21 protein-coding genes and 1 tRNA gene are annotated in these 26,566 nt (G+C 38.3%); 16 read left to right on the top strand and 6 right to left on the bottom strand.

What is annotated here, in order from left to right; translation table 11 throughout:
* Window positions 1–83: 83 nt before the first annotated feature.
* Complete coding sequence (alaS, locus tag ABXZ36_RS12325) at window positions 84–2,699, bottom strand: alanine--tRNA ligase (RefSeq protein ID WP_354615972.1); 2,616 nt, start codon at window positions 2,697–2,699, stop codon at window positions 84–86.
* Window positions 2,700–2,802: 103 nt separating this feature from the next.
* On the opposite strand from alaS, the gene ABXZ36_RS12320 reads away from it, so the two are divergent.
* Genes ABXZ36_RS12320 through ABXZ36_RS12300 form a run of 5 tightly spaced genes read left to right on the top strand, consistent with a single transcriptional unit; the run spans window position 2,803 to window position 5,960 of the window.
* Window positions 2,803–3,780 (top strand): M23 family metallopeptidase, encoded by a 978-nt coding sequence (locus tag ABXZ36_RS12320; RefSeq protein WP_354615971.1) that lies wholly within the window; start codon window positions 2,803–2,805, stop codon window positions 3,778–3,780.
* Window position 3,781: 1 nt separating this feature from the next.
* Entirely contained in the window at window positions 3,782–4,111 is a 330-nt protein-coding gene (locus ABXZ36_RS12315) for a MerR family transcriptional regulator (RefSeq protein ID WP_354615970.1), read from the top strand.
* Window positions 4,112–4,136: 25 nt separating this feature from the next.
* Window positions 4,137–4,736, top strand: coding sequence for a LemA family protein (locus ABXZ36_RS12310; RefSeq protein ID WP_354615969.1), 600 nt, complete (start codon window positions 4,137–4,139; stop codon window positions 4,734–4,736).
* Between the two features lie 11 nt (window positions 4,737–4,747).
* Window positions 4,748–5,185: a TPM domain-containing protein gene (locus ABXZ36_RS12305; RefSeq protein WP_354615968.1), complete on the top strand. Its 438-nt coding sequence runs from the start codon at window positions 4,748–4,750 to the stop codon at window positions 5,183–5,185.
* Window positions 5,166–5,960 carry a TPM domain-containing protein gene (locus ABXZ36_RS12300; protein ID WP_354615967.1) on the top strand — a complete coding sequence of 265 codons (795 nt, stop codon included), beginning with the start codon at window positions 5,166–5,168 and terminating at the stop codon, window positions 5,958–5,960. Before ABXZ36_RS12305 ends, ABXZ36_RS12300 begins: the two co-directional genes overlap by 20 nt.
* Before the next feature lie 66 nt (window positions 5,961–6,026).
* Here the strand turns inward: ABXZ36_RS12300 and ABXZ36_RS12295 are convergent, their stop codons facing one another.
* A complete protein-coding gene (locus ABXZ36_RS12295) occupies window positions 6,027–8,801 on the bottom strand; it encodes an outer membrane beta-barrel protein (RefSeq protein ID WP_354615966.1) in 2,775 nt (924 codons plus the stop codon).
* A gap of 94 nt (window positions 8,802–8,895) precedes the next feature.
* Entirely contained in the window at window positions 8,896–10,203 is a 1,308-nt protein-coding gene (der, locus tag ABXZ36_RS12290; protein WP_354615965.1) for a ribosome biogenesis GTPase Der, read from the bottom strand.
* 78 nt (window positions 10,204–10,281) lie between these two features.
* Between der and ABXZ36_RS12285 the strand changes: the two genes are divergently transcribed.
* Window positions 10,282–10,773, top strand: coding sequence for a GTP-binding protein (locus tag ABXZ36_RS12285; protein ID WP_354615964.1), 492 nt, complete (start codon window positions 10,282–10,284; stop codon window positions 10,771–10,773).
* On the opposite strand, the gene era is transcribed toward ABXZ36_RS12285, so the two are convergent.
* Window positions 10,774–11,658 carry a GTPase Era gene (gene era, locus ABXZ36_RS12280; RefSeq protein ID WP_354615963.1) on the bottom strand — a complete coding sequence of 295 codons (885 nt, stop codon included), beginning with the start codon at window positions 11,656–11,658 and terminating at the stop codon, window positions 10,774–10,776.
* Window positions 11,645–13,012 carry an alanine/glycine:cation symporter family protein gene (locus ABXZ36_RS12275; RefSeq protein ID WP_354615962.1) on the bottom strand — a complete coding sequence of 456 codons (1,368 nt, stop codon included), beginning with the start codon at window positions 13,010–13,012 and terminating at the stop codon, window positions 11,645–11,647. The genes era and ABXZ36_RS12275 overlap by 14 nt, the downstream gene beginning before the upstream one ends.
* Before the next feature lie 120 nt (window positions 13,013–13,132).
* Between ABXZ36_RS12275 and ABXZ36_RS12270 the strand changes: the two genes are divergently transcribed.
* The 5 genes from ABXZ36_RS12270 to ABXZ36_RS12250 all read left to right on the top strand — a co-directional run bounded on the left by ABXZ36_RS12270 (window position 13,133) and on the right by ABXZ36_RS12250 (window position 18,340).
* Window positions 13,133–13,205 (top strand) — tRNA-Met (locus ABXZ36_RS12270).
* A 65-nt stretch (window positions 13,206–13,270) separates the two neighbouring features.
* Window positions 13,271–13,555: a hypothetical protein gene (locus tag ABXZ36_RS12265; protein ID WP_354615961.1), complete on the top strand. Its 285-nt coding sequence runs from the start codon at window positions 13,271–13,273 to the stop codon at window positions 13,553–13,555.
* Window positions 13,556–13,776: 221 nt separating this feature from the next.
* Window positions 13,777–15,348, top strand: a complete 1,572-nt coding sequence (locus ABXZ36_RS12260) for a DUF885 domain-containing protein (protein ID WP_354615960.1) — start codon at window positions 13,777–13,779, stop codon at window positions 15,346–15,348.
* Window positions 15,349–15,409: 61 nt separating this feature from the next.
* A complete protein-coding gene (locus ABXZ36_RS12255; RefSeq protein ID WP_354615959.1) occupies window positions 15,410–16,888 on the top strand; it encodes an APC family permease in 1,479 nt (492 codons plus the stop codon).
* Window positions 16,889–16,891: 3 nt separating this feature from the next.
* On the top strand, window positions 16,892–18,340 hold the full coding sequence (locus ABXZ36_RS12250) for an aldo/keto reductase (RefSeq protein WP_354615958.1): 1,449 nt from the start codon (window positions 16,892–16,894) through the stop codon (window positions 18,338–18,340).
* Between the two features lie 22 nt (window positions 18,341–18,362).
* Here ABXZ36_RS12250 and ABXZ36_RS12245 read toward each other — a convergent pair whose 3' ends face one another.
* Window positions 18,363–21,485, bottom strand: coding sequence for a WD40/YVTN/BNR-like repeat-containing protein (locus tag ABXZ36_RS12245; protein WP_354615957.1), 3,123 nt, complete (start codon window positions 21,483–21,485; stop codon window positions 18,363–18,365).
* A gap of 205 nt (window positions 21,486–21,690) precedes the next feature.
* Between ABXZ36_RS12245 and ABXZ36_RS12240 the strand changes: the two genes are divergently transcribed.
* From ABXZ36_RS12240 to ABXZ36_RS12220, 5 genes are all read left to right on the top strand, one after another.
* Window positions 21,691–22,647: a lipid A deacylase LpxR family protein gene (locus tag ABXZ36_RS12240; RefSeq protein WP_354616005.1), complete on the top strand. Its 957-nt coding sequence runs from the start codon at window positions 21,691–21,693 to the stop codon at window positions 22,645–22,647.
* A gap of 551 nt (window positions 22,648–23,198) precedes the next feature.
* On the top strand, window positions 23,199–23,648 hold the full coding sequence (locus ABXZ36_RS12235; protein ID WP_354615956.1) for a hypothetical protein: 450 nt from the start codon (window positions 23,199–23,201) through the stop codon (window positions 23,646–23,648).
* A gap of 149 nt (window positions 23,649–23,797) precedes the next feature.
* Entirely contained in the window at window positions 23,798–24,343 is a 546-nt protein-coding gene (locus ABXZ36_RS12230) for a hypothetical protein (protein ID WP_354615955.1), read from the top strand.
* A 190-nt stretch (window positions 24,344–24,533) separates the two neighbouring features.
* Window positions 24,534–25,049, top strand: coding sequence for a DUF6624 domain-containing protein (locus ABXZ36_RS12225; RefSeq protein WP_354615954.1), 516 nt, complete (start codon window positions 24,534–24,536; stop codon window positions 25,047–25,049).
* A gap of 659 nt (window positions 25,050–25,708) precedes the next feature.
* On the top strand, window positions 25,709–26,392 hold the full coding sequence (locus ABXZ36_RS12220; RefSeq protein ID WP_354615953.1) for a hypothetical protein: 684 nt from the start codon (window positions 25,709–25,711) through the stop codon (window positions 26,390–26,392).
* Window positions 26,393–26,566 lie beyond the last annotated feature (174 nt).

Below are 26,566 nucleotides of genomic sequence, written 5' to 3'. Positions count from 1 at the left end.
AACACCCAAATGATATTAAAAATCAATTGGGTGCTTCTTATTACTTGCAATAATTTTCGATTTTACTCGAATTGACTATAGTTTTATTGTAAATATTCCTTTGCTTTTTCCAATGCTTCCGTAATCCCTGCTGGATTTTTACCTCCGGCCGTTGCGAAGAAAGGTTGCCCTCCACCTCCACCTTGGATAAATTTGCCTAATTCACGGACAATGGTTCCTGCATTCAATTTCTTAGAGGCAACTAGCTCCTTTGAGATGTAACAAGATAATAAAGCTTTTCCTTCCTGCTCTGTTGCAAACAACAAGAATAGATTAGTTTTATTGGCTCCCATCTCAAAAGAAAGATCCTTGATACTGCCGGCATCCAAATCTATCTTTTTTGCCAAGAATTGGATTCCGTTTATTTCAGACAACTCGTTCAACAAATCCCCTTTTACATTTTTGGCTTTGTCTTTTAAAAAAGCTTCCACTTGTTTTTTAAGGGTATTATTTTCCTCTTGTAAAGCTTCAACTGCCTTCAATGGATCTTGGGTGTTGTTCAAAAGACCCTTTATTTCGAACAAGGTCTTATTATTCTCAAAATAGAACTCTTTTACAGCATCAGAGGTACTAGCTTCTATTCGCCTAATTCCAGATGCCACAGCACCCTCTGATTTTATTTTAAAGTGCCATATATCGGCTGTGTTTTTTACATGGGTCCCTCCACATAGCTCCATAGATTTCCCAAAACGAATGGTACGAACGGCATCACCATATTTTTCACCAAAAAGGGCCATTGCCCCTTGTTTCAAGGCCTCTTCCATAGGCACACTCCTGTGTTCTTCCAAAGGAATTCTCCCATCTATCCTAGCGTTAACAAAGTCTTCCACATCCCTTAGTTCATCTACGGTCAGTTTCGCAAAATGCGAAAAATCGAAACGTAGGTATTTGGAGTGTACCGCAGATCCTTTTTGCTCCACATGGGATCCCAACACCTCCCTTAGAGCCTGATGCAACAAATGTGTTGCGGTATGGTTGCAAGCTGTACGCTGTCTTTGATTTTGGTCTACAACTGCCTTGAATTTCTCAGTTACATTTTCAGGAAGATCCTTAGAAAAATGTAAAATTTCATTATTCTCCTTCTTGGTATCCAAGATGTAAATCACATTTCCATTAGCAGTCTCCAAGTAGCCTTTATCACCTACTTGGCCTCCTCCTTCAGGATAAAATGGCGTCATGTTGAAAACCAACTGATATTGTTCCCCTTCTTTTTTTGAGGTTACCTTTCTGTATTTTACCAATTTCACTTTAGCTTCCAGCACATCATACCCAACAAACTCCTGCTCTAGATCATTTGCCAAAATTGTCCAATCTTCCTTGGACACTTCCGAAGCGGATCGGGAACGCTTTTTTTGCTCTTGCATGGCTGTCTCAAATCCTTTTTCATCCAATTCAAAACCCCTTTCCCCTAAAATAAGGGAGGTAAGGTCAATTGGAAATCCATAGGTGTCATAAAGTTCAAAAGCTTTTCTGCCATCGATCAATTTTCCTTTGGCATTTTCCAAAACGCTATCCAATAAAACCAAACCTTGATCTAAGGTCTTCAAGAAAGAATGTTCCTCTTCTTTTACTACGTTTTCTATTAATTGATGTTGTTCCTTCAATTCAGGAAATACATGGCCCATAGTACTACTCAAAACCTGCACCAATCTGTACATAAAAGGTTCTTTGGTATCCAAAAAGGTAAACCCGTAACGAATAGCCCTTCTTAATATCCTTCTAATAACATATCCTGCCCCGGTATTGCTTGGCAATTGTCCGTCTGCAATAGAAAAAGAGACAGCCCTAATATGATCTGCAATTACGCGAATGGCTATATCAGTTTCTTCATTTTTGCCATATTCCGAATTGGTAATGGTCTCTATCTCTCTAATAATTGGTGTAAATACATCCGTATCGTAGTTAGATTTCACCCCCTGTAGTACCATGCATAAACGCTCAAAACCCATTCCGGTATCCACGTGTTTTGCTGGCAAAGGCTCCAATCTGCCATCGGCCTTCCTGTTGTACTGCATAAAAACCAGGTTCCAGATTTCCACTACTTGTGGGTGGTCCTGGTTGACCAGTGAGGCTCCAGAAACTTTTGCTTTCTCTTCTTTGGAGCGGATATCCACATGGATTTCTGAACAAGGCCCGCAAGGTCCCTGATCCCCCATTTCCCAGAAATTGTCTTTTTTATTTCCGTAAATGATGCGGTCTTCAGGAACTATAGCTTTCCATAGGTCTAAAGCCTCAGTATCCATTCCTAGATTATCGGCATCCTTGCTTCCTTCAAAAACAGAAACATATAGGCTTTCTTTATCAATTTTATATACCTCCGTTAAAAGTTCCCAGGCCCAGGCAATAGCTTCCTTCTTAAAATAGTCGCCAAAACTCCAATTCCCCAACATCTCAAACATGGTATGATGGTAGGTGTCCTTACCCACTTCTTCCAGGTCATTGTGCTTTCCACTAACTCTAAGGCATTTTTGGGTGTCCGTAGCCCTTTTGGATTTGGGCACGCTGTTCCCCAGAAAATACTCCTTAAACTGGTTCATACCCGCATTGGTGAACATTAGGGTAGGATCGTCCTTAATAACCATAGGGGCCGAGGGGACTATTCGGTGTGTTTTTTCTTTGAAAAATTCTAAAAACGTATTTCTTGCTTCTTGGGATTTCATGTAAAATGGTAAGCTTTTTATAAAATTAGCTGTTTGTGCAAAACAATTTTTATATTTGTTTGTTGCGTTAATTAAGAGCACAAAAATAGGATAATTTCCATTTATGTCTAAAGTAAAATATTTTTACGACCCGGACACGCTTTCATATCGAAAGATAGAGCCCAAAAAATCTAGAAGATATAGGAACTTATCGTTATTTCTATTAGGCTCCGCCATATTTGGCCTGCTTGGGCTTACTATCATTTTAAACACAAGTATTTTAAATACACCAAGAGAACTTTCCTTACAACGCGAAGTAAAAAATTATGAGCTACAATTCGAGCTGCTAGGCAAGAAAATGGAACAAATGGAGCAGGTCCTTGCGAATATTGAAGACAGGGACAATAATATTTATCGCTTATATTTTGAAGCCAATCCTATTCCTGAGGAACAACGTAGAGCAGGATTTGGTGGGGTTAACAGGTACAAATCTCTGGAAGGATTCAATAATTCAGAGATGATCACAGGCACAACTAAACGCATGGATATCATCCAAAAGCAGATGGTTATACAATCTAAATCTTTGGACGAGATTACCAAGTTGGCCGCAGAAAAAGAAAAACTATTGGCAGCAATCCCTGCAATACAACCAATTTCCAATGATAAATTAACCCGTATGGCATCAGGTTACGGCTGGCGATCGGATCCCTTTACCAAGGCCAGAAAAATGCATTGGGGTATGGATTTCACCTCCCAAAAAGGAACACCTATTTATGCCTCTGGTGGTGGAAAAGTGAGTAGGGCCGACAATAATTCTTCTGGTTACGGGAAACATATCCGAATTGACCACGGTTATGGATATATAAGTCTTTATGGACATTTAAGTAATTACAATGTAAAGGCAGGACAACGGGTAGAAAGAGGAGACCTAATCGGTTTTGTTGGAAGTACTGGGCGTTCCGAAGCACCACATTTACATTATGAAGTCTGGAAAGACGGTGATCGTATCAACCCTATAAATTTCTATTATGGAAGTTTAACAGCGGAAGAGTTTGAGAACATGTTGAAATACGCCACACAAGAAAACCAATCTCTGGATTAAGATGCATATAGAACTTCCTGAAAAAAGGTATTATGGTATTGGGGAAGTAGCCAAAGCCTTTAGCGTAAACACCTCTCTCATCCGTTTTTGGGAAAAGGAGTTTGATGTACTACAACCAAAAAAAAACGCTAAGGGCAATAGAAAGTTTACCCCCCAAGATATCAAAAATTTGCAATTGATCTACCATTTGGTAAAAGAGCGCGGCTTTACTTTAGAAGGCGCCAAAACACATCTCAAGGAAGAAAAGCTAAAATCACTATCAACCTTTGATATTATTTCCAAATTGGAGGGCATCAAAGCGGAACTTATAAAAATCAAAAACCAGTTATAATTCTAACCATATAAAATACCTATCCATGAAAAAGTGGCTAATTCCAGTAATTGTTATCGTTGTCATCATTTTTGGTGTATATCGATGGGCCGTAGGCTTTAATAATACCGCCATTGTCCTAAAAGAGACTTCGACGAAAAGCTGGGCCAATGTAGAGAGTTCTTACCAACGCAGAAATGACCTTATAGGTAATTTAGTAAAAACAGTGCAAGGAGCAGCAGATTTTGAAAAAGGAACCTTAACAGCCGTAATTGAGGCACGTGCCAAGGCTACTTCCTTATCTATAGATCCAACCAATATTACTCCCGAGCAGTTAGCTAAATTCAACGAAGTGCAGGGAGGATTGAGCGGAGCTCTTAAAAGCTTATTAGTTACTGTTGAAAGATATCCAGAACTAAAGGCCAACCAAAATTTCTTGGAACTACAATCCCAATTGGAAGGAACAGAGAATAGGATTAATGTGACACGAGACAGGTTCAACGCCACGGTAGAGCCCTATAATAAGCATATTAAAATATTTCCAAATTCCTTTTTGGCAGGGATGTTCAATTTCAGTGAGCTAGCTTATTTCCAATCAGAGGCAGGAGCTGAAAGTGCCCCTGATGTTAATTTCGATTTCAAATAAAAACCACCTAAATGTCCAAAGTAGAAGACTTTTTAACCGCTGAAGAGGAGACCGCTGTTGTGGCAGCTATAGTAGAGGCAGAAAAAAATACTTCCGGGGAGATTAGGGTTCATATTGAAGCCCATACCAATGAAGACCATTATGAAAGGGCTAAGGCCATATTTCATTTCTTGAAAATGGACAATACCAAAGAAGAGAATGGGGTACTTATCTACGTGGCCGTAGCAGATAAAAAGTTTGTGGTTTTAGGAGATAAAGGCATCAATAAAGTGGTTCCTAAAGATTTTTGGCATTCGACTAAAGAAGCCATTGAGAACCAATTCATACGAAGAAACTTTAAACAAGGGCTTATAGACGGCGTTTCAATGGCCGGTAAAGCACTGGCATCACATTTCCCGTGGGAACATAACGATACTAACGAACTGAGTAATGAGGTATCTAAAGGTTAGTATTCTCCTTTTATTTTTTCTGGGCTTTTCGGTAAGTTTTGGGCAATACCCTATTCCGGAAAAACCAAAACTACAGACCAGTGTCTACGATTACATCAATTTACTGTCCAGTTCGGAAAAAACATCCTTGGAACAGAAACTGATCAGATATTCGGACAGCACCTCTACCCAGATCGTGGTGGCCATTATCAACTCAACCGAAGGAGAGAACATCAATTATTTGGGTGCCCAATGGGGAGAGGCCTGGGGTATAGGACAGGAAGGTAAGGACAATGGCGTTTTGGTGCTCTTGGCAAAAGGGGACCGCAGAGTGGCCATTAATACCGGGTATGGGGTTGAAGGCTCTTTGACCGATGCCATGACAAGAAGGATCATTGAGACCGTTATTATCCCTGAATTTAAAAATGAAGATTATTATGCAGGGCTGGACAAAGGGGCAGATGCCATGTTCCAAGTACTTACAGGGGAGTTTAAGGAAGACCGCAAGAAATCCGAAGACCAAGGATTTCCACTGAGTAAGTTTTTACCCTTTATCATATTCTTTATCATCCTGATCATCCTCTCCAACCGCAATAAAAGAGGTGGCGGAGGGAAAAATAGTGGCCGAGGTGGAGGCTTCAGTATTTGGGATGCCATTATCCTTAGTAATATGGGTCGTGGAGGTTTCGGCGGAGGGTCATCTTCCGGTGGAGGTGGCTTTAGTGGAGGTGGTGGTTTTGGCGGCGGCTTCGGCGGTGGCGGTTTTGGAGGTGGTGGTTCCTCAGGCGGCTGGTAATTGCGCTCCACATAGTAACTAACCTCAAGCAAATTTCTCCAAAATCTACGTATACTATGCGCTTCTTTAATTATAATAGTATACATCGCTTTTCTTATCATTTTTACCACCGAACTGATCAAATTTAAAACTGGCGCTAAACATGAAATAGCGCTGCAGAACGGTTCCCTGAAAATCTTGGATATAATCATCTCCCACGGTCCTTCTGGTATTGATATTCTGGTTCAATAGATCATAAGCCAATACTTTCAGGGTCACCTTTTTTTGGAGCATCTGAACACCCAAGCTCATGTTCCAAAATAAGGCATCTTTATCAAAACCAGGCCCAACATTCCCGTTATAGCTGTACGTAATATCATTGCCCCAAATAACATTTTCGGGCCAATAGGCAGTAGCCTTGAGTCCAAAATTATGGGAAGTGAAATTAATATCATCCAAGGCTTCCAAATTGTATTTGGTATCAGAATAGGAAATTCTGTATTCGGGCTCCAACTCCAAAATCTCCCTGTAATTAAAGGTGATACTGGCTCTAGGATTGAGGGAGAGCGTGGTGGTTTCCAAACGACTTCCATTGGTAAACCCAACATTCTTCCTATACCCCATATAAGGGTTAAAACTATATTTTAGCGTATAGGTACTGTCTTTTTTTATTTGTTTGGAATAGCTAAACCCCCCATCTAAATTATAATTACCATTAACATTGGTATAGGTGGTTGTCCTTAACAAATCCTCATTGGTAGTAGTTATAGATGAAACCCTGTCTTTCTCCAAGTTTGCACCTACGTAAACATATAATCCCGTGCGCTCTTTCCAATTGTAATCATTATAGTTCAGGTAGGTCTGATTTGCCACCGAAGGGGATAAATTAGGATTACCTACAATTATATTCAAGGGATCATTAATATTGGGGACGGGTTGTAACTGATTTATAGTGGGTACATTTAATCTAGAGTTTGACCATAGGCTCAATCTTTTATTTTCTCCTAGGGCATAGTTCGCGTTAGCGCTGAATAACATATTTTCATACGATTTTTGGAAAGACGTATTCTGCAAGTCATCCTGATTTTTCAAATTGGTCAACTTATAGTTCAGAGTAACACCAAAACGAAACTTTTTGTTATTGTGCCTTATGCTCAAAGACGGAGTCTGCTGAATATTACTAAACCTGAAGTCCGAACTCTGCAGCTGGTTAAAATTGGTATAGGTGCCTAAACTATTGTCGAAATCAAAAACACTTCTCGTATTGTTCTGCTGATTGTTTTCATATTCATACCCAAAGTCCAAGAACAGCTCCTTGGCCAAAGGCTGACGATACGTTATTTCTGCTGAATATGTATCGTTATCGATATCTGTAGATGTCCGTTGGTCTAAAATATCCTCCCTCGGGTTATCTCCGAAAGTATTACGTATAGAATTAAAGTTCCGCAAGTTACTATTGAGCCTGTTCTCATTTGAAAAGGATACACGCACGTACCTGCCTAGGGTATCTAGCTTTTTAAACAAAGTCAGTTCATTGGAAAAGCGCCTTTGAAACCCATCTTCAAGGGTTTGGGCACTATTACTGTTAATAGCATTGCCTTGCTCATCACTAGATATGGTGTTCCTATTATTTGCCGAATTTGTCCTACTCACATTAAAACTGGGATCTACTGATATTCGCAAGGTCTTATCAATATCAAATTCAAGATTTGCCGATCCTTGATTGGAATTGGTGCTTCCAGTAAAGTTGGTTTCCGTATCGGTAAAAAAGCGACTGTCTGGTAATATATTCTCCCGTGAGGTTTTCTCATCATTAAACGAATCACTGTAGGAAAAAAAATAATTCCCATTGACCTCAAATTTATCTTTCTTTTGGTTGGCATAACTTGCGCCAAGATTAGAAGCGGTAGTGATTCCCTGACCAAATCCAAAAGAAAGGTCGCCCACCCTAAAGTCACCAGAGTTACTAAAAGAAACACCTCCACTCGTATTGCCCACCATATCATAGATTTCATCAAAGGAAAATCCACTATTATTGATGTTATTGCTCCCTGCGATGACACTAATACGCTCTTGCCCGTTAAAATAATTAAGTAATCCATTACCCTGGTAACGGTCATCGGTACCATACCCTGCTGCCATTCTACCGAGATATCCATTATTTTTATCTTCTTTTATGGTAAGGTTTATGGTTTTGGTCTCCCCATCCCCGGCTTCCCCCGTAAATTCTTGAGTCTTAGTTTTAGTGTCCATAATTTGGATTTTACTAATGATCTCCTTGGGCAAACTTTTAGTGGCCACTTTGGGATCATTGCTAAAGAACACCTGTCCGTTCACCAATACCTGGCTCACTTCTTTTCCATTCACAGTAATCTTTCCATCACTGTCCACCTCAACCCCCGGTAATTTTTTCAATACATCCTCTACGGTAGCATCGGGCCTGGTCTTAAAGGAATCAGCATTGAATTCCAACGTATCCTGCTTAATGGTAACCGGTACTCTTTCACCAACTACTTGTACCCCTTTTAACTCTTGGGCCTGTTCCTCCAGTTCCACGGAACCAAGGTCCATTTGGGACTTTAGGGTGATCTTTTTTACCAAAGATTTATAGCCATTAAAAGAAAAGTACAGATTTACCTCTTTAAGGGAAGTCTTTCCCTCCAACTCAAAGATTCCGTCCTGTTTAGATATGGTATAGGTAATTAATGTGCTATCTTGAATTGACTCCGCATATATGGTAGTCGCTTCTAGTGGCTGTTTGGAAGATGCATCCAACACCTTTCCTTTTACGAGGAACTCTTGGGAATTTGTTTGAAGGGATAAAAAAAGGGCAATAAAAAAGAGGTAAAAAAGCTTAGGCATAGATTGATTTTTGATTGATTTCGCAACAGCACATGTCGAAAATAATCTAACGCATTAAGATTTTTACCTCCCTTAACAGATTTTTGTGAAAATTTTATTTCTTCCTCATAAATATAGAAATAGGCACTCCGGTAAAATCAAAATGCTCCCGTAGCTTGTTTTCCAGAAAACGCTTATACGGATCCCGCACGTATTGGGGTAAATTACAAAAGAATGCAAATTGCGGATATGGAGTTGGCAATTGTGTGCAGAACTTGATCTTCACGTATTTCCCTTTATAAGCCGGTGGCGGATTGTTTTCAATGATGGGTAACATAATATCATTGAATTTACGGGTCTGTATCTTTTTGCTTCTATTCTGAAAGACTTCAACAGCCGTTTCTATAGCCTTGTAAATACGTTGTTTTGTTAGTACTGAGATAAACAAAATAGGTACATCTGTAAAGGGCTCTATGGCTTCCTTGATTTTAGCTGTATACTGCTTAATGGTGTTGGTCTCTTTATCCTCTACCAAATCCCATTTGTTCACCAAAATCACGATCCCTTTGTTATTGCGTTGCGCCAACCAAAAGATATTCTCAACCTGCCCATCAAAACCTCTTGTAGCATCCAATATTACGATACACACATCGGAATGCTCTATGGCCCTAACGGAACGCATTACAGAATAAAATTCCAGATCCTCTTTCACTTTGGCCTTCCTACGGATTCCCGCAGTATCAACTAAGTTAAACTCAAATCCAAAACGATTGTATTTGGTATCTATACTGTCCCTAGTGGTCCCAGCAACATCGGTAACTATATATCTCTCTTCACCAATCAAGGCATTTATAAACGAAGATTTTCCTGCATTAGGCCTTCCAACAACTGCAAAACGTGGTAATTCAGTTTCTTCAACAATTTCTTGTTCAGGTAATACTTCTATCAAGGCATCCAATAGCTCCCCAGTTCCACTACCACTAATACTGGCAATAGTATAGTACTCTCCCAAACCTAAAGAATAAAATTCCACGGCATCTTCAGCACGCTTTCCATTATCCACCTTGTTGATGGCTAACAACACTGGTTTATTGTGGCGTCTTAATAAATTGGCCACATCTTCATCCATCCCGGTTACACCAGCTTCCACATCCACCATAAAAATAATGACATCGGCCTCTTCAATAGCCAGCTCTACCTGCTTATCAATTTCCACTTCAAAAACATCGTCACTACCTAAAACATATCCCCCTGTATCAATAACGGTAAACTCACGTCCATTCCAATCACTTTTTCCGTAATGACGGTCGCGCGTAACTCCGCTCACCGCATCTACGATCGCCTCTCTTCTCTGTATCAACCGATTAAAAAACGTCGATTTACCTACATTAGGTCTCCCTACAATGGCTACAATTGCACTCATACTTCTTTAATTTGCTGCAAAAGTACTATTTATATCCGAAGTAAAATGCTATCTTTTATTTCATAATCAATTGTACCAGTGAAAAGTCTATCGAATGATCTCGTTTTAAGACCAAGATTCCAACATCATTTAAATACCTCAAAAGATATTATCCTAGACAAATTCGAAGAAATTAACAAACACCCATTTCTTGTTAATCGGATAGATGATCATCTTTTCATTAAGTTCGAGCAAGGATTTCGCACTTTATGGACCCCTGAGCTTCACCTGGAACTATATGAAGAGGATAATAATTCCTGTAGGATAAATGGCCTTTTCGGTCCTAGTCCTACGCTATGGACCTTCTTTATGTTCCTGCATTTTGGAGTGATCACCCTATTTATTATTGTTGGTATTTGGGCCTATTCCAATTGGTCTTTGGATAAACCTATTGGCATTCTAAAAGGTTTATTAGTGGGCTTGATAGTGGTTTGGGGCTTGCTTTATGCCTTTGGCAGAACAGGAAGAAAAAAAGGAGAGCCCCAAATGAAGGAGCTCTATTCTTTTATATCAGAGGTCATCAACCCCTAATTATTGATTGTATCCAAACCGTTTTAATTGGTTAAGATTACTTCTCCAGTTTTTATTCACTTTTACATACAATTCCATATGCACTTGTTTGTCAAAGAATTTTTCCAGATCCTTACGGGCCTCAACCCCTACTCTTTTTAAGGCCGATCCCTTATGACCTATAATGATGCCTTTTTGGGATTCGCGTTCAACCATAATTACAGAGCGCATCCTGATTATGTCTTCATCTTCAAAAAATTCCTCTGTATCTATTTCTACGGAATACGGAATCTCCTTTTTGTAGTGCTGTAAGATTTTCTCGCGGATGGTCTCGTTTACAAAAAAACGTTCCGGCTTATCCGTTAATTGATCCTTTGGATAATAAGGTGGCGAAACAGGCAACAAGTCCATGATCCTATGAAATACTTCCTTGACATTAAAATTCTGAAGGGCCGAAATAGGGTGTATCTCAGCTTCGGGTAATTGAGCCTGCCAATACTGCACCTGTTCTTCCAATACCCCTTGTTCTGATATGTCTATCTTGTTCAATAGCAGTAATACGGGGATCTTACTATTCTTTATCTTATCAAAAAAACCTTCATCCTTTAGGGCCTTCTCCCCAATCTCTACCATATAGATTAGTACATCTGCATCCTCAAAGGCAGATTTCACAAAGCCCATCATGGAGGATTGCAATTCATAGGCCGGCTTAATGATGCCAGGAGTATCTGATAAAATCATCTGAAAATCATCCCCATTCACGATCCCAAGGATTCTATGCCTTGTGGTCTGTGCCTTGGAAGTGATAATAGATAATTTCTCCCCTACAAAAGCGTTCATCAACGTGGATTTTCCCACATTGGGATTCCCTATGATATTTACAAACCCTGCCTTATGCTCTGCCATCTTTTACCTTTAAAAAATATATTTTCATTGCTTGGTTCACCTTGGGTGCCAAATAGAGAACCGCAATCATATTGGGGATCACCATTAGGGCAAAAGATAAGTCTATCAAATTTACCACAAGGTCTACCGAAGCGACCGCTGCAAAGGTAATGCTTAAGATATAAATGTGGTTGTAATACTTACCAATTTTGGCATTGGTCAGAAAGGACAGGCATTTGGTCCCGTAATAAGAATAGGTAAATAAGGTGGAAAGTGCAAAGGCAGCTACCACCACCATCAACAGAATATCACCAACTCCATAGAGTGATTTTTCAAAAGCGATAAGCGTCATGGTAATTCCATTATTCTCTGCTTCTAAATGAGCTCCGCTCAACAATATCACTATGGCAGTCAAAGTACATACAACAATAGTATCTATAAAAGGGCCTAACATAGCAACAAGCCCTTCCTGTATTGGTTCATTGGTCTTTGATTGTCCATGGTACATGGGCGCATTTCCCACTCCCGATTCATTGGAGAAAACTGCCCTGCGTATACCTATGATAATAAGACCCCATAGGCCACCCTGAACAGCAGTCTTAAAATTAAACGCCTCTACGAATATCAACTTCAAGGAAGGAAATACTTGTCCCGCATTAATAACCATAATATAAATGACGGCTACCAAATAGACCAGTACCATAAAGGGTACTATAGCCGTGGCCACCTTGGCAATTTTTTTAAGTCCCCCAAAAATAACAAAGGAGGTAATAATGGAGAGCACAATGCCTATACCCAACTTCCAATTAAAATCTCCCAAGAGGGCAATATTCTCATTCGGCTGCACCACCCCCATGATGGTTTGTGTAAATTGGTTCACAGTAAAGGCAGGGAGTACCCCAAAAAGGCCGGCCAAACAGAAGAACACAGCTAATGGTTTGGCTTTCATCCCCATACCTTTCGTAATATAGTACATTGGACCACCTTGGAGGTTGCCTTCACTATCATGCCCTCGGAACATAATTGCAAGGCTACAGGAATAAAATTTTATACACATGCCCACAAGAGCGGTCACCCAGATCCAAAATACCACTCCTGGACCTCCCAAATAAATAGCAATAGCCACCCCTGAAATATTCCCTAACCCAACAGTTGCCGCTACGGCCGAAGAGAGCGCCTGAAGATGACTTACCTCCCCAGGATCATCAGGATTATCGTATTTCCCAGCTGTAATTGCAATAGCATGTTTAAAATACCGATAAGGCAGTAATTTGGAATAAAAAACCAGAAACAATCCTCCTCCTATGATGAGAAAGAGCATAACCCACTCTGTATAAGGCAAAACCGAGGCTAAGAAATCATTGATTATTTTCATAAAATCTAGAAAATTTCTAAGATATGTAATTAAATAGATGAAGCCCGAAAGTAACTAAAAAAGATTTATTGATTTATGTTTTGATAATAGCAAAAAAGCTTTGTATCTTTGCACTCACAGCGCGGGATAGAGCAGTAGGTAGCTCGTCGGGCTCATAACCCGAAGGTCACTGGTTCGAGTCCAGTTCCCGCTACTACCAACCAGATACGAAAGTATCTGGTTTTTTTTTGGATAAAATCTTAAAGCTTGCTTTATGGATTGAAATTCAGAAAAAAATTGATTTGGGAACCAAATCTGGGTCGTAGTAAAGCCTCTCCCCTTGGCCCATTCGCCTTATTGGCGAATGAATCCAGTTCCCGCTACTACCAACCAGATACGAAAGTATATGGTTTTTTGTTTTACGAAAAAGCGATGCTTGCGTCAGCTTTGAAGAAAACCAAAAAAAGGGCGCAAAGCGACCGTGGTTTTCTTTGTAAGGCCAACCCAAAATCCTTTACCGAAGTATCTAGAAAGAAAGAACAAAGTTCCTTCTACAAATCCTAACAGTACCAAAAAAAGCGGATCAGTTACTACTATCCGTTTTTTTTGTACCTCTTATTTTAGACCGTCTAAGAAAAGTATCCAAAAAAAATAACTAATTTACCCCCTGTGTTTTATCCTCATAAACTATATTTAAATGAATCAATTATATGAAAAATAATCTCATCTCCAGTAAATCTCTTTTTTTATGTATCCTTCTCCTGGGGATTTCAAACCATTTTGTTTTGGGTCAAAATAAGAATCAGGACTATGCTAATTTAGTGACCTTATTTAAAGAGTGGAGAACTTTTGAAAATCCTCCTTTACGCAATGGAGCACCTGATTATACCCAAAAAACTTTTGAAAAAAGAGAAGCAAAATTTAAACTATTAAAAGAGAAATTGCGGGGTATTGATACCATCGCTTGGCCTATTCCGCAACAAGTAGATTGGCATATTGTACATGCTGAAATGAATGGGTATGAATTTAACCAAAGAGTACTTCGCCCTTGGGAAAGAGATCCTGCCTTTTATAAGTCGTTATGGACAGAGAGAAGTGATGTTCCTGCACATGAAGGACCAACCCACCACGGTATTACCGACCTTTGGACCTATCAATTTCCTTTAGACAAAGAGGGTGCTAAAAAATTAATAGCCGATTTAAAAATTATTCCTGCAATTAACGAACAGGCAAAAATAAATTTGACGAGCAATGCCAAAGATCTTTGGATTGCCGGCATACGTGATATTATAGATCAGAGTAAAAACCTAACCACTATAAAGGATTTTCCCGGAGTGTCTAAGGATAAAAATCTCCTTATTACTATTGACAATGCCGTACAATCTACCAATGATTTAGTAGATTGGCTTCAGGCCGAAGCAATAACAAAAACAGGACCATCGGGTATAGGAAAAGAAGAGTATACATGGTACCTCCAAAACGTACATTTAGTTCCTTTGACTTGGGATGATGAGGTAATGATTTTAAAAAGAGAGCTTACCCGAGCCTGGGCTGCCTTAAAATTAGAAGAACACCGAAATAGAAAATTGCCCCTGCTTTCCGATGCCAGTACTCCCGAAGAATACGATAATCGCGCGAAAGCCTCAGCCAAGAGCTTGATCAATTTTTTAGATGAAAATGAAATGGTGACGGTAAAAGACTATTTTGAGCCCGCCTTAAATGAACATCTTGGAGCATTTGTACCCAAAGAGAAACGCAACTTTTTTTGGATTACAGCACATTATGATCAGCGCCCCCTATATTCCCATTTTTACCATTGGTTTGAACTGGCTCGAATGGATACAGAACCCCATAAAAGTGAAATTAGAAAAGGCCCGTTGTTATACAATATTTTTGATTCAAGAAATGAAGGTATGGCAACCGCAGTTGAAGAAATGTTTATGGATGCAGGTCTTTATGATGATCAACCCAGATCCAGAGAAATTGTTTACATCATGATTGCTCAACGTGCTGCCCGAGGTTTAGGTTCGCTTTATGCCCATGCCAATGAAATGACCATGGAGGAAGCAGGAAGTATCCACTCCGAATACACCCCTCGTGGCTGGATGAAAACAGAAAAAGAACTATTGCTTTTTGAACAACAGCTTTATTTACGGCAACCAGGCTACGGTACAAGTTATATTACAGGTAAATACCTAATTGAAAATACACTTGCAGAATACGCCAGAATGAAAGAATTAAAAAACGAACCTTTTGAAATGCGGGTATTTTTTGACCAACTCAACTCCATTGGAAATATCCCAATATCATTGGGGCGTTGGGAACTAACCAATGTCAAAACTTATATTTCAGAGTAGCACCGCATGTATTACAATTATATGAACCTTAACAGAATAAATTAAAAATGAAATACCTTCTTTGAGTACTAAAAAACTGACTCGCCAAATGGGGCTTTTAGCTCTTATTGCTACGGGGGTCTGTTCCATGTTAGGGGCTTCCATTAACGTAGTGCCTTTTATGATTCAGCGTAATGTTCCTGGTATTGGACCGTATGTATTGCCCGCATTTCTATTTGCTGCTATACCCGCCGTATTTGCGGCCTTGGCCTATGCTATTTTGGCATCAGCCATGCCACGGGCAGGAGGAAGTTACATTTATGCCAGCCGAGGTCTAAACCCCTATTTAGGTTTTGTAGCCAGCTTTTCCCAATGGTTTGGTCTATCAATAGTTATTGGTGTAATCGCATACATCACTATTCCTTTTATCCGCGACGTAACCGCTAGTTTTGGTTGGGAGAACATTTCATTGACTCTTGAAATTGGTTGGGTCAGAGTTGGACTTGCTTTGTGTCTTATTTGGTTTTTTGTGGTAGTTAACATTCGCGGCTTAAAATCTTATAAAAATATAGTATTACCCATGATGTTTTTAATGTTTGCTCTTGGGGGTATTGTGATTATATCAGGGCTCGTTTTTGATACTACTGATTTTTTAATTGCGCTGCGGGAAAAAGAAGGAAGAACGTTTAAACCCGTGGCAGAAACTGCTTTTGATTGGCGTATTTTCATGTCAGCGGCTGCGTTACTTTTCTCTAGTTTTATTGGGTTCGATTCTATTGCACAAGCCGGTGGAGAAGCAAAAAATCCAACTAAAAATCTTCCTCGGGCAATTTTGTTGGCCATACTCAGCGTAGGGTGTTTTTACTTTTTATTTGCCGCAGCAGTCTACCATATAGTACCATGGAGTTTTGTAGCAGCAGAATCCATGGAAAAAGACATTACAGCACCAGGTCTTTTAAGCTACGTTTTACCCTCTGGCTGGGGCATTGCCATTTTAATAGGTGCTGCCATTGCCTTAATCAACGATTTGCCGGCTATGCTTTTATCCGTTTCTAGACTAATGTTTGCTTGGGCTAAAGATGCTATATTCCCTAAAGCTATTTCTAGAATTCATCCGAAGAACCACACCCCTCATATAGCACTCATCTTAGCCGGTTTTATGGCAAGCATAGGGGTTTTAGGCTCACACTTAGCTGGTGATTTCTTTTTGGGTATTGATATTATGGTGACCTCCATGATGGTAAACTTTCTGCTCATGTGCATAACCTTGGTAACCATTACTAAGGTTAATTCGCAAGTGGCACAACGCATCTCTGTATTAAAAAACCGCACCGTGCAGTTATGTATTGGCTGGTTGGGCATACTTACCTTGTCTGGTTTTCTAACCATCCATACCTACAAAGATTTAACAGCAGAAACCAAAGCATGGTATTTTCATTCTACCCCTATTTGGATAATAGTCATGGGCTTTGCCAGTATTATATTTGTTTATAACTGGAGAAGATTGAAAAAAAATGAGCCCCATTTAAGAAAACGATTTTTAAAACTTCCTGAAGAATAAAACATGAAAGCAACAATTGAATTAGCCAAACAATTAGAGATATCACGCATTGTTACAGGTCTGTGGCAAATAGCTGACATGGAGCGAGATGGTAAAACCTTAGATCCTGTTGCTACCTCAAAATATATGCAGCCTTATATAAATGCTGGACTTACCTCTTTTGATATGGCCGATCATTACGGTTCCAGTGAAATTATTGCTGGGACCTTTAAAAATAGTCTTGAAAATAAAAATGGCGTTCAATTGTTCACAAAATGGGTGCCCAAGCCAGGAAAGATTTGTCGTGGTGATGTTCGTGAAGCAGTACAAACTGCCCTCGATAGAATGCAACTACCCTGTATTGACTTGATACAATTTCACGCTTGGTTTTATCCCGATCCAAGTTGGCTCGATGGTCTTTTTTATTTAAAAGAATTACAAGAAGAAGGGCTGATAAAACACCTTGGCGTAACTAATTTTGATGCAGCTCATTTACGAATTGCCTGTGCAAGTGGCATTCCTATTGTTAGTAATCAAATTTGCCATTCGGTTATCGACCAAAGAGCCTCATTACAAATGAAACATGTTTGCGAAACGTATAACGTAAAAATTTTGGCTTTTGGAACCTTGGCTGGCGGGTTTTTAACAGATAAATGGTTAGGGAAATCCGAACCTAAAGATACTGAGTTGACCACTTGGTCGCAAATGAAGTACAAGCGTTTTATTGATACTGCCGGAGGGTGGACTCCTTATCAAAATTTATTGCAGACCCTAAAAGAAATTGCAGATAAACACCAAGCCTCCATTGCAAACATAGCTAGTAGGTATATTTTAGAAAACCCAACTGTTGCCGCTATAATTGTGGGTGCACGTCTAGGAGAAAGTGAGCATATTGCAGATAATAAACGGATACTAGAAATTGATTTGCAACTTGAAGATATCTCTGCCATAAAAAATGCACAAAATCAATTACAACCCATACCTGGCGATTGTGGGGACGAATATAGAAAACCTCCTTTTTTAACCGCCTCTGGAGATCTTAGTGATCATTTAGAAACTATACCCAAAGCGTTTACTCCAATAAAGACGGGTAAAAATAGAGAACAGATTTTTAGTGGCACGGAATGGGAAGAATATGCCGGTTACTGCAGAGCCGTTAAAGATGGAAATAGAATTCATGTTTCTGGCACTACCGCTACACACGGTACTATGATGATTGGTGGCAATGATGCTGCTGCACAAACACATTTTATTATTGATAAAATTGAAGGTGTACTAACCTCTTTTGGAGGATCATTGGCAGATGTGGTACGGACCCGAATTTTTGTAAATCAACTTGAAGATTGGGAACCCGTTGCTAGAGCCCATGGAGAAAGGTTCCAGGGCATCAACCCTGCAAATACCTTAGTGGAGGCAAAATTGGTAGGTAATGGTTATATGGTGGAAATTGAAGCAGAAGCGGTTTTAAGTTAGACTATCATAAAACTGATCTCCATTATTCTTCTTCCCATTGAAGGTTGCTTTTTTTGACTTCAGATTCAAATGACAGCCACTCGGTTTGCATAAAAGAATTTACGGCATTTGAAAAATCATCAATTAGCAAAGCAGCCTGCCTAAGTACTTCTTGGTGTTGAGAAGACGGAACTTTTGTTTGTGCAGCAGCAATGTTTAAAGCTTCCTGAATTTTTGAAAACGGTGATGTTTCAAAAGATTGCCATGCCCCTACTTGCCTTTCTGGCTTTGGGGTTTGGCCCTTAGAACGAAGTTGTATCAATTGCTGCTCCATATTTTTCACCACTATAAACAAAGGATCGCCCGTCTTGACTTGAGCATTATTTTGCTTTTTAATAAAGCTATCAACCAGGACCTTTTTCTGATCAATATATTTCAAGTGCTTTACTAGTATAGCTACTTGGACATCTATTTCTTTTCGAAAATCGTAAAGTTCTTTATCGACATTTGAAGGGATATCAAATCTGGGATCAGGTATAACCTTTACCCTCGTGGTATCCTTATACGCATTATAATGCAAAACAATAGTATATTCTCCAGGCAAAACAGGTATATCTCTAGAAAAATCATCACTCCATGCCCCCGGTAAAGAATTGGAGTTTTCATCTAGTTTCCAAACCATATAGTTTAAACCCTTTTGTACATCACCGGTTTCAATGGTATTTATAAGTCTATTTTGTGGGTCATAAACTTCTGCCTTTACTTTGATGTCTGCCTCTGGTTGAACTGATAAATAAAATGGAATTTTAGTTTTTTGAAACACCTTATTTTCACCTTCAAAAGTAGTGTGGAAGCCACTCCAAATATTGCCAGGTGGATTAATAAATAATCCTTTTACTTGAACGACATTATTGATTGGCAGCGCAGTAATTCCTTTTTTTAATCGGTTTGCAGTAATTTCCCTTAAAGATAGTAAATCATCCAACACCCATATAGCCCTGCCAAATGTTCCTACGATCAAGGCCGACTCTGGTTCCTGAATTTTCAAATCCATGGTGGAGACTGATGGAAATTCATTCTTAAATTGTTCCCACGTTTTTCCTTCATCCATACTCATCCATAAACCATTTTCGGTCCCTAGAAAAACCAATTTGGGTTCTACAGGATCCTGAATTACAGTAAGCGCATATCCCTTTACCTTTTCTTCATCTACCATGCGCAACCATGTTTTACCATAATCATTGGTTCTAAAAAGATAAGGGGCATAATCGCCCTTTCTATAATTATTGACCACCATCCATGCCGCACCCGGATTAAAACGAGATGCCTCTATTTGGGCAATCCAACCCTCCCTTGGCATTTCCTTGATTTTAGGGGTGCAATTTTTCCAGGTTTTACCGCCATCTGTAGTAATTTGAACCTGACCATCATCTGTGCCTACCCAAATAATATTTTTATCCAATGCACTTGGAGCAATAGTCAAAATAGAATTGTAGCGTTCAGCCCCAGAAACATCAAGGGTAAGTCCACCATAATCGGCCTGTTGATGTTTGGGATTATTAGTGGTTACATCTGGTGATATTATTTTCCATGAGGCGCCCTTATCATATGTAAGATGTACAAATTGAGAACCATAATAGGCCGAATTGGCATCCAAAGGATTTCTGGCAAACCCAGCATTCCAATTAAAGCGCAAACTAGTTTTTAAATCTGGCGGCGGCGGTTGAACACTAACATAATAACCTGTTAGTTTATCATACCTATATAAATTGCCATTTTGAGAGGACCCATAACCAAATCGTGAATTATCCAAATCAGGTGAAATATCAAACCCATCACCGCCAACTAAATACTGCCAATATAAGGTGCGTATACCACCCCTTTTCCAAGTGTACGAAGGGCCAGACCAATTACCATTGTCTTGCATTCCTCCATACACATTATAGGGTACATCATTATCTACCCCTACATGATACAACTGTGCCACGGGAATAGTCTCCGGAAAATACCAACTTTTGCCATGATCATATGTAATTCCTAATCCACCATCGCCGCCAATAATAAAGTGCTTTGCGTCATTTGGATTTACCCAAAAAGCATGAAAATCTGCATGTATCCCTTTTGTTTCATCTGCAGGAATCATGGGAATGGTATCAAAAGTACTCCCCCCGTCATAACTTACAGATAAAGGTTGATAAATATTATAGACCCTATCTGGGTCTTCAGTATCTACTGCTAAATCTTGAAAATAAAAAGGTCTATTATTGGCGAACTTTGGATTGTCATTAATCATTTTCCAGGTATCCCCTCCAGTATCACTGCGGTAAATGGCATTTTTCTTTGCTTCTATTTTTGCATAGATCCTATTGGGTTCAGATGGGGCAATAGCAAAACCAATTCGGCCTAAATTACCCGAAGGTAGACCTTGGCTTTCTCCCTGTTTTTTCCAATTATTTCCGCCATCATTGGATACATAAAGCCCAGACCCCTGACCCCCCGATGTAAAATAATAGGGTGTTCTTTTATGCTCATAAAGAGCAGCAAATAGTTTATTGTTATTTGTGGGATCCATAACCAAATCGGCAATTCCGGATTGGTTGTTTGAAAATAAAATCTTTTCCCAGTGCAAACCACCATCAGTGGTTTTATAGAGACCTCTGTGTTCATTAGCTGTAAACGGATCTCCCATGGCACCCACATAAATAATATTAGCATCAATAGGGTCTATAATAATTCTATGAATGGTTTTTGTGCTTTCCAGCCCCATTTGTTGCCAAGTATCGCCTCCATCTATACTTTTAAAAACACCCATCCCCAAATTCATAGAGTTTCTAGGATTACCCTCTCCAGTACCTACCCAAACTGCGTTTGGATTATTTTGCTGAATGACCAATGCTCCTATATTTTGTGTTGGCTGTTGATCAAAGACAGGCTTCCAAGAGGTACCACCGTTTTCCGATTTCCAGACTCCTCCAGAAGCTGCACCTACATACATGATTTTTGGATTGGCTGTGACTACATCAATAGCGGTAATGCGTCCACTCATATTCGCGGGACCCACATTTCGAATGTCTAAGTTTTTTAAAGCAAAAAAATCGATTTTCTGTGCGGTAACAATATGGTTAATACTTAAAACAAGTAAAATAATGATGGATTGGACTCTCATATAGGTTTTGGCTATTTACTATTTTCAAAAATACAGTATTCAACCATATTTTTTCTTCAACTATTCCTATTTAAAAAACCTCCATTTCCATCTGATGCCTTTTTCCTTAATTATTTTAGCAAGAGATTTATGTCTTTAACGGTATAAATACTTTTAATTTTCCAAAGCACCTGTTGATTATTATTATCTTCCATTCGTTTTAAAAATACTCAACACTACGGAAACCTACACGAATAAGCCCATTGTAATTTTACTTTTACTATGGAATATCTTCTTTGCTTTTGGACAACAGCCAGCGGACAATGACTCCTTGAAAGTTGTTAGTCGCCAATTAGAATTGCAGCACGATAATGATTTTTTGACTTTTACGGACCGTTACTATTCCTCCGGTTTGTTTTTGACCTATCGCCAACTTTTAGAAAAAGGATTCCTATCCTCAGGAAAGGAACAATTAGAATTTTCTGTTAGACAGGAAATTTTCACTCCTACCAATATTACATCTAGGGATCTTGAGGGTTTAGACAGGCTCTATGCAGGTTTTCTAGGGATTCAAGGAGGATGGTCTCGCGTTTCAAAACAAAGTCTTATAGAAGCCGATCTCCTATTTGGTGTTGCCGGACCTGCTTCTGGCGCTAGTGGCTTTCAAAAATGGTATCACAATACTTTTGTAGTCTCTGATCCCCCAGTTTGGGGCAATCAAATAGAAAATAATATTCACATAAATATATATGCAAACTATCTAAAAGAATGGTGTTTGGCTCCAAATCCTTTTAGCGTACATATGGCGGTGAAGCCACAAATTGCTTTTGGAACAAGGGATGTTTATGTACATCCCGAATTCATTGCGAGTTTTGGAAGAAGAAACCCCTTATCCTCTAGTTTGATCTATGACCGATTGGGCGCTGTAGACCGTGAAATATTTTTCTCTTTGGTTGCAGGTCATAGATTTGTCTTCCAAAATGCGTTACTTGAAGGAAATACAATTGGGGGCAATGCTGTTTTTCTAAGCAGCATAAATAAAAACGTGTGGCATTTTGGGTTTGATTTTAAACACCGTTTCGGACCAAATAATTATTGGGTTGGCTACCGCATCAACACCTCAGAATCGAAGAAAACACAAGCCCATAGATACATCACACTTTCCTATGCTAGGAGTTTTTAAATGTAATGATAGTCATCATTTTCTAATTTTTATTTTTGATTTTTCCTTTGGTCCCTCAGTGTTTCTTGTTAAAGCATCAGAACAAGGCACCATAAGCGCATATAAATAGTATAAGGACTAAACTAGTTGCCTTCCTAAAAATGGGCAGAAACTAGAACTAAAAAATGGTTGTAAAAGACCATTTACACTTATATCTTCTGTTTTAAACGATTTCTTAGATCCCATAAATGAAAAGATCTCTTAGCTATTACATACAGATGGTTGCAAATAGCATCCAAGACGGTATCCAGAGCCGGAATAAAAAGAAAAGTGAAACCGCGGCATAATACTTTTACCACCCTATTCGTAAAAAATGGAACCGAGTAGCACCTTATTCAAAAGCCATTTGGACTATGCATCTACCAAGACTATCTAGATTTACACTTATGCAGTAATATATTTTTTGAAAGATCTCGATAATTTACTATTTTGTAATAAAATAGAAATAAAGTGAATAACCTCACTATATCCAATTGTTAGGTTTCATACACTAAAACTAAAATTGAAAAATTATGAAATTATTCATCAGTACCGTGTCCCTGCTCATTTTCTTTTGGAGTATTAATGTTGAATCTCCAATAGTTAAAAAAGATAGAATATACCCACCTACAAATACAGTTTTAGAAAATAACGTGAATAATGATTTTAATGGTTTATGGATTAATGAGGACAACCAAACTAGAGGTACTTCAAAATGCAAAATTTCTTATAAAAACAAGAGTTTTGTTATCCAAATGTGGGCCTCCTGTCATCCACAAGACTGCGATTGGGGTGAAAAAGTATCAAATGAGGTGAAAAAAGGAACCAATAAATTTGAACTTCTTTGGGATCACGAATTTGCTGAAAGCATCATAACTTATGAAATCATTGAAGGGAAACTAAAATTGACACAAAATAGACGTTATAAAGATAATTCAGGTAGGGAAGATTTTACCATTATTGAATATTTCATAAAGAAATAAGTGCCAAAACCTGGCAGTATACAAAAAATAAGAACCACCGCCCGGCCTGATTTTAAAAGTACGGAGTCTACCACGACGGCCCATTGCCATCGCAGATGTCGTCAGAACCAAATCATAGCCTAGGCGTAGTAACCAATTAAAATATAGTTATGAAAAAAACTGCACTACTATTTACATTCGTATTATTTCTATATTCATGCGCTGAATCTCAATTCTACGAGAGTACTTGGATTGACCAAGACACCGAAAAGAGTATCCTGAATATCGAGGAGAAAAATGGAAAATTGTGGCTCAATAATTACGATCGCTCAGATGAAATAGTAATTAAAGGCTCAAGAGCATATATTAAGTATCCTACTTATAATGTCCCTTTAAAAATTGATTCCAAAAAAAATATTCTTACCGTTCGTGGTGTGCACTATGTTCTTTTGCCAAATAGCTTGAAAAGTCAATTTACAGGGAAATGGAAAAACGAAAATGGAGACCTAAGTTTTCTAGTGCAGATAGATGAAAATATTGACTTGAATTGGGATATAAATATTGGTACCAACAAACCTATTAGGTACTATCCAAAGCCCACAGAGGACGGATTCCATTTTACTATTGGACAGGATACGTTATCATACAAAATTGTTGATGGCCTCCTCTTAGATAATAAAGGCAACACCTATTCTAAGGATTCAAAAATAAATTAGCTACAATAATACCTTTAATGTATTGTGGCATCATAAAAAACCAAAAATAAGAACCACCAAACGGCCTGATTTCATAAATGGAAAGGTTTACGACTTTGCCTGAGCGCCTTCGCGCCCACTGCAGTCGCAGATGTTGTCAAAACGAAATCATAGACTTGGCGTTGTATGCAATTTTGACCCGTTTTGAAATATGAAAAAAACCATCATGCTTACCTTTACAAGTATTTTACTATTAAACTGTAGGGATAATAAAAACATTTCTGAACAAGAAAAAAAACAAATTATCTCGGAATTAAATAATATCAAAATACTTGACCAAAAATACGCAGGAATACCACCAGCTGATTTAAAGGAAAAGTATGGTCCCAGAAAAGCTTGGGAAATTTTTATGAAACAAAGAGATAGTGTTGCGCTCTTAAATCAAGGCAAAATTAAAAGTCTTTACCAGAAATATGGATATTTAGGTTATAAACAAGTTGGCGAAATTGCTTCAGGAGACTTTTGTATAGTAATTAAGCATGCAGATAATGACCTTGAATTTCAACAACACATGTTAGAAGCCTTAAAGAAAGAAATTGAAAAAGGGAATGCGGATAAGGCCAATTATGCAATGCTTGAGGATAGGGTTAATGTTAATTTGAATAAGCCCCAGCGATTTGGAAGTCAAGTGATTTATAATGGAGATGGTCAAGCTATCCCAAAATAGGTATTGTTGATTTAATTAACGTTGACAGCCTTAGAAATGAGTTTGACTTGCCTTCCTTCAAAGAATATTATAATGATATGACGATTATGCATTTTGAAATGAATAGACCAATGTTCTTAGAACAGGGAATAAAAGAACCTAAACTATACAAATAAACTGCACGCAACAATGGCTAAAACACACTGTTTAAGTCAGGTACCATAAATAATTTTCATGTATTTAATCAGACTCCAGTAAAAACTACAGATGATGCATATCAAAGTTCACCCATGAAACTTCAGACAATTGAACTAATGAATAGTTAAAGAGTAATTATTATCAGGACAAAATTAATTTTGTTGATTGGAGTTTTTGGATTCACATTCCATGCCAAATACCAGATTAAAGAAGGTGAATTGATCAACAAATAAAATGAGGAGATGAAGCTTTCAATTATAAAAGAAGATGTGAAATATTGGTTAAACTACAAACAAAAACAAGTACTTTCAGGCAAAAAGTATTAGATTTAATGGCTTATGATTATCTACTAACTTAGCCAACTAAGACTTCTGGTTTTTGAATTGAAGAATAAAAGAATAGAATAGGACGTAAGCGCGAAATAGAAAAAAGTGCTTACTGATAGCTTTTCCCTTTTATTGTACAACCCTTTGAATATTGTCATGAAAAATATTTTATTAATTGGATTTTTATTACTACACCTTACCACATATGGTCAAATTGAACTTAGAGGCGATCTTGGAGACGTTTACTATTCTAAAGATTTGTATAAAACCAAATACAATTCTCCAGCTGGCAGTCCGTATTTAAATGAAAACTTCACCCCTGCTAAAATAAACGATATCAGTGAAACCAAGTTGGTCCGATTTGATGCCTTTGAAGATAGGGTTGAAATTATGGTTGATGAAAACAAGGTTGTGATATTACCAGATAAGACACCTTTTACCATCTCACTACTAGATGGTTCGGATAAACTATTTGAAACAAAAAGCTACCTTGATGAAAAAGGCAATTTAAAAACTTCTTTTTTTGAACTACTGTCCATACAAGAGAATTATAGATTATACCTAAAAGAAAAAATTGAATTCTCTAAAGCAGTTAAGGCTCAAGGGTACCAAGATGCTGAACCTGCAATATTTAAAAAACAGCATGGAACCTATTTTATTACAGATTTTAAAGGGCAATCAGACCAACTCCTTAGCATACCTTCAAACTTCAGTAAGTTCTTAAAGTTTCTCCCTAATCATTCCAAATCAATGAAAATGTTTATAAAAACCAATAAACTAAAAATAGATCAAGATGTTGATCTATTGACAATTTTTGACTTTTACTTGAGTAAAACCTGAATCATAAGAAAATTGTACTTCAAGACTTCATTTTATCAAACACGGTGCTTGTCTCGCAACTATAGCTATACCCTAAGAAATAATTTATTATCTTAATAAATTCATAGTTGAACCTATGTCGAAAAGAAAAAAATGAGGCAGCATATTGTAAAAATATTGGAGGCACATTATATC

The sequence above is a fragment of the Sediminicola arcticus genome (genome assembly GCF_040566695.1).
Classification (GTDB): Bacteria; Bacteroidota; Bacteroidia; order Flavobacteriales; family Flavobacteriaceae; genus Sediminicola; species Sediminicola arcticus.
Note: the sequence above shows the minus strand (reverse complement) of the source record. Positions and strands in the feature narration are given on the sequence as shown.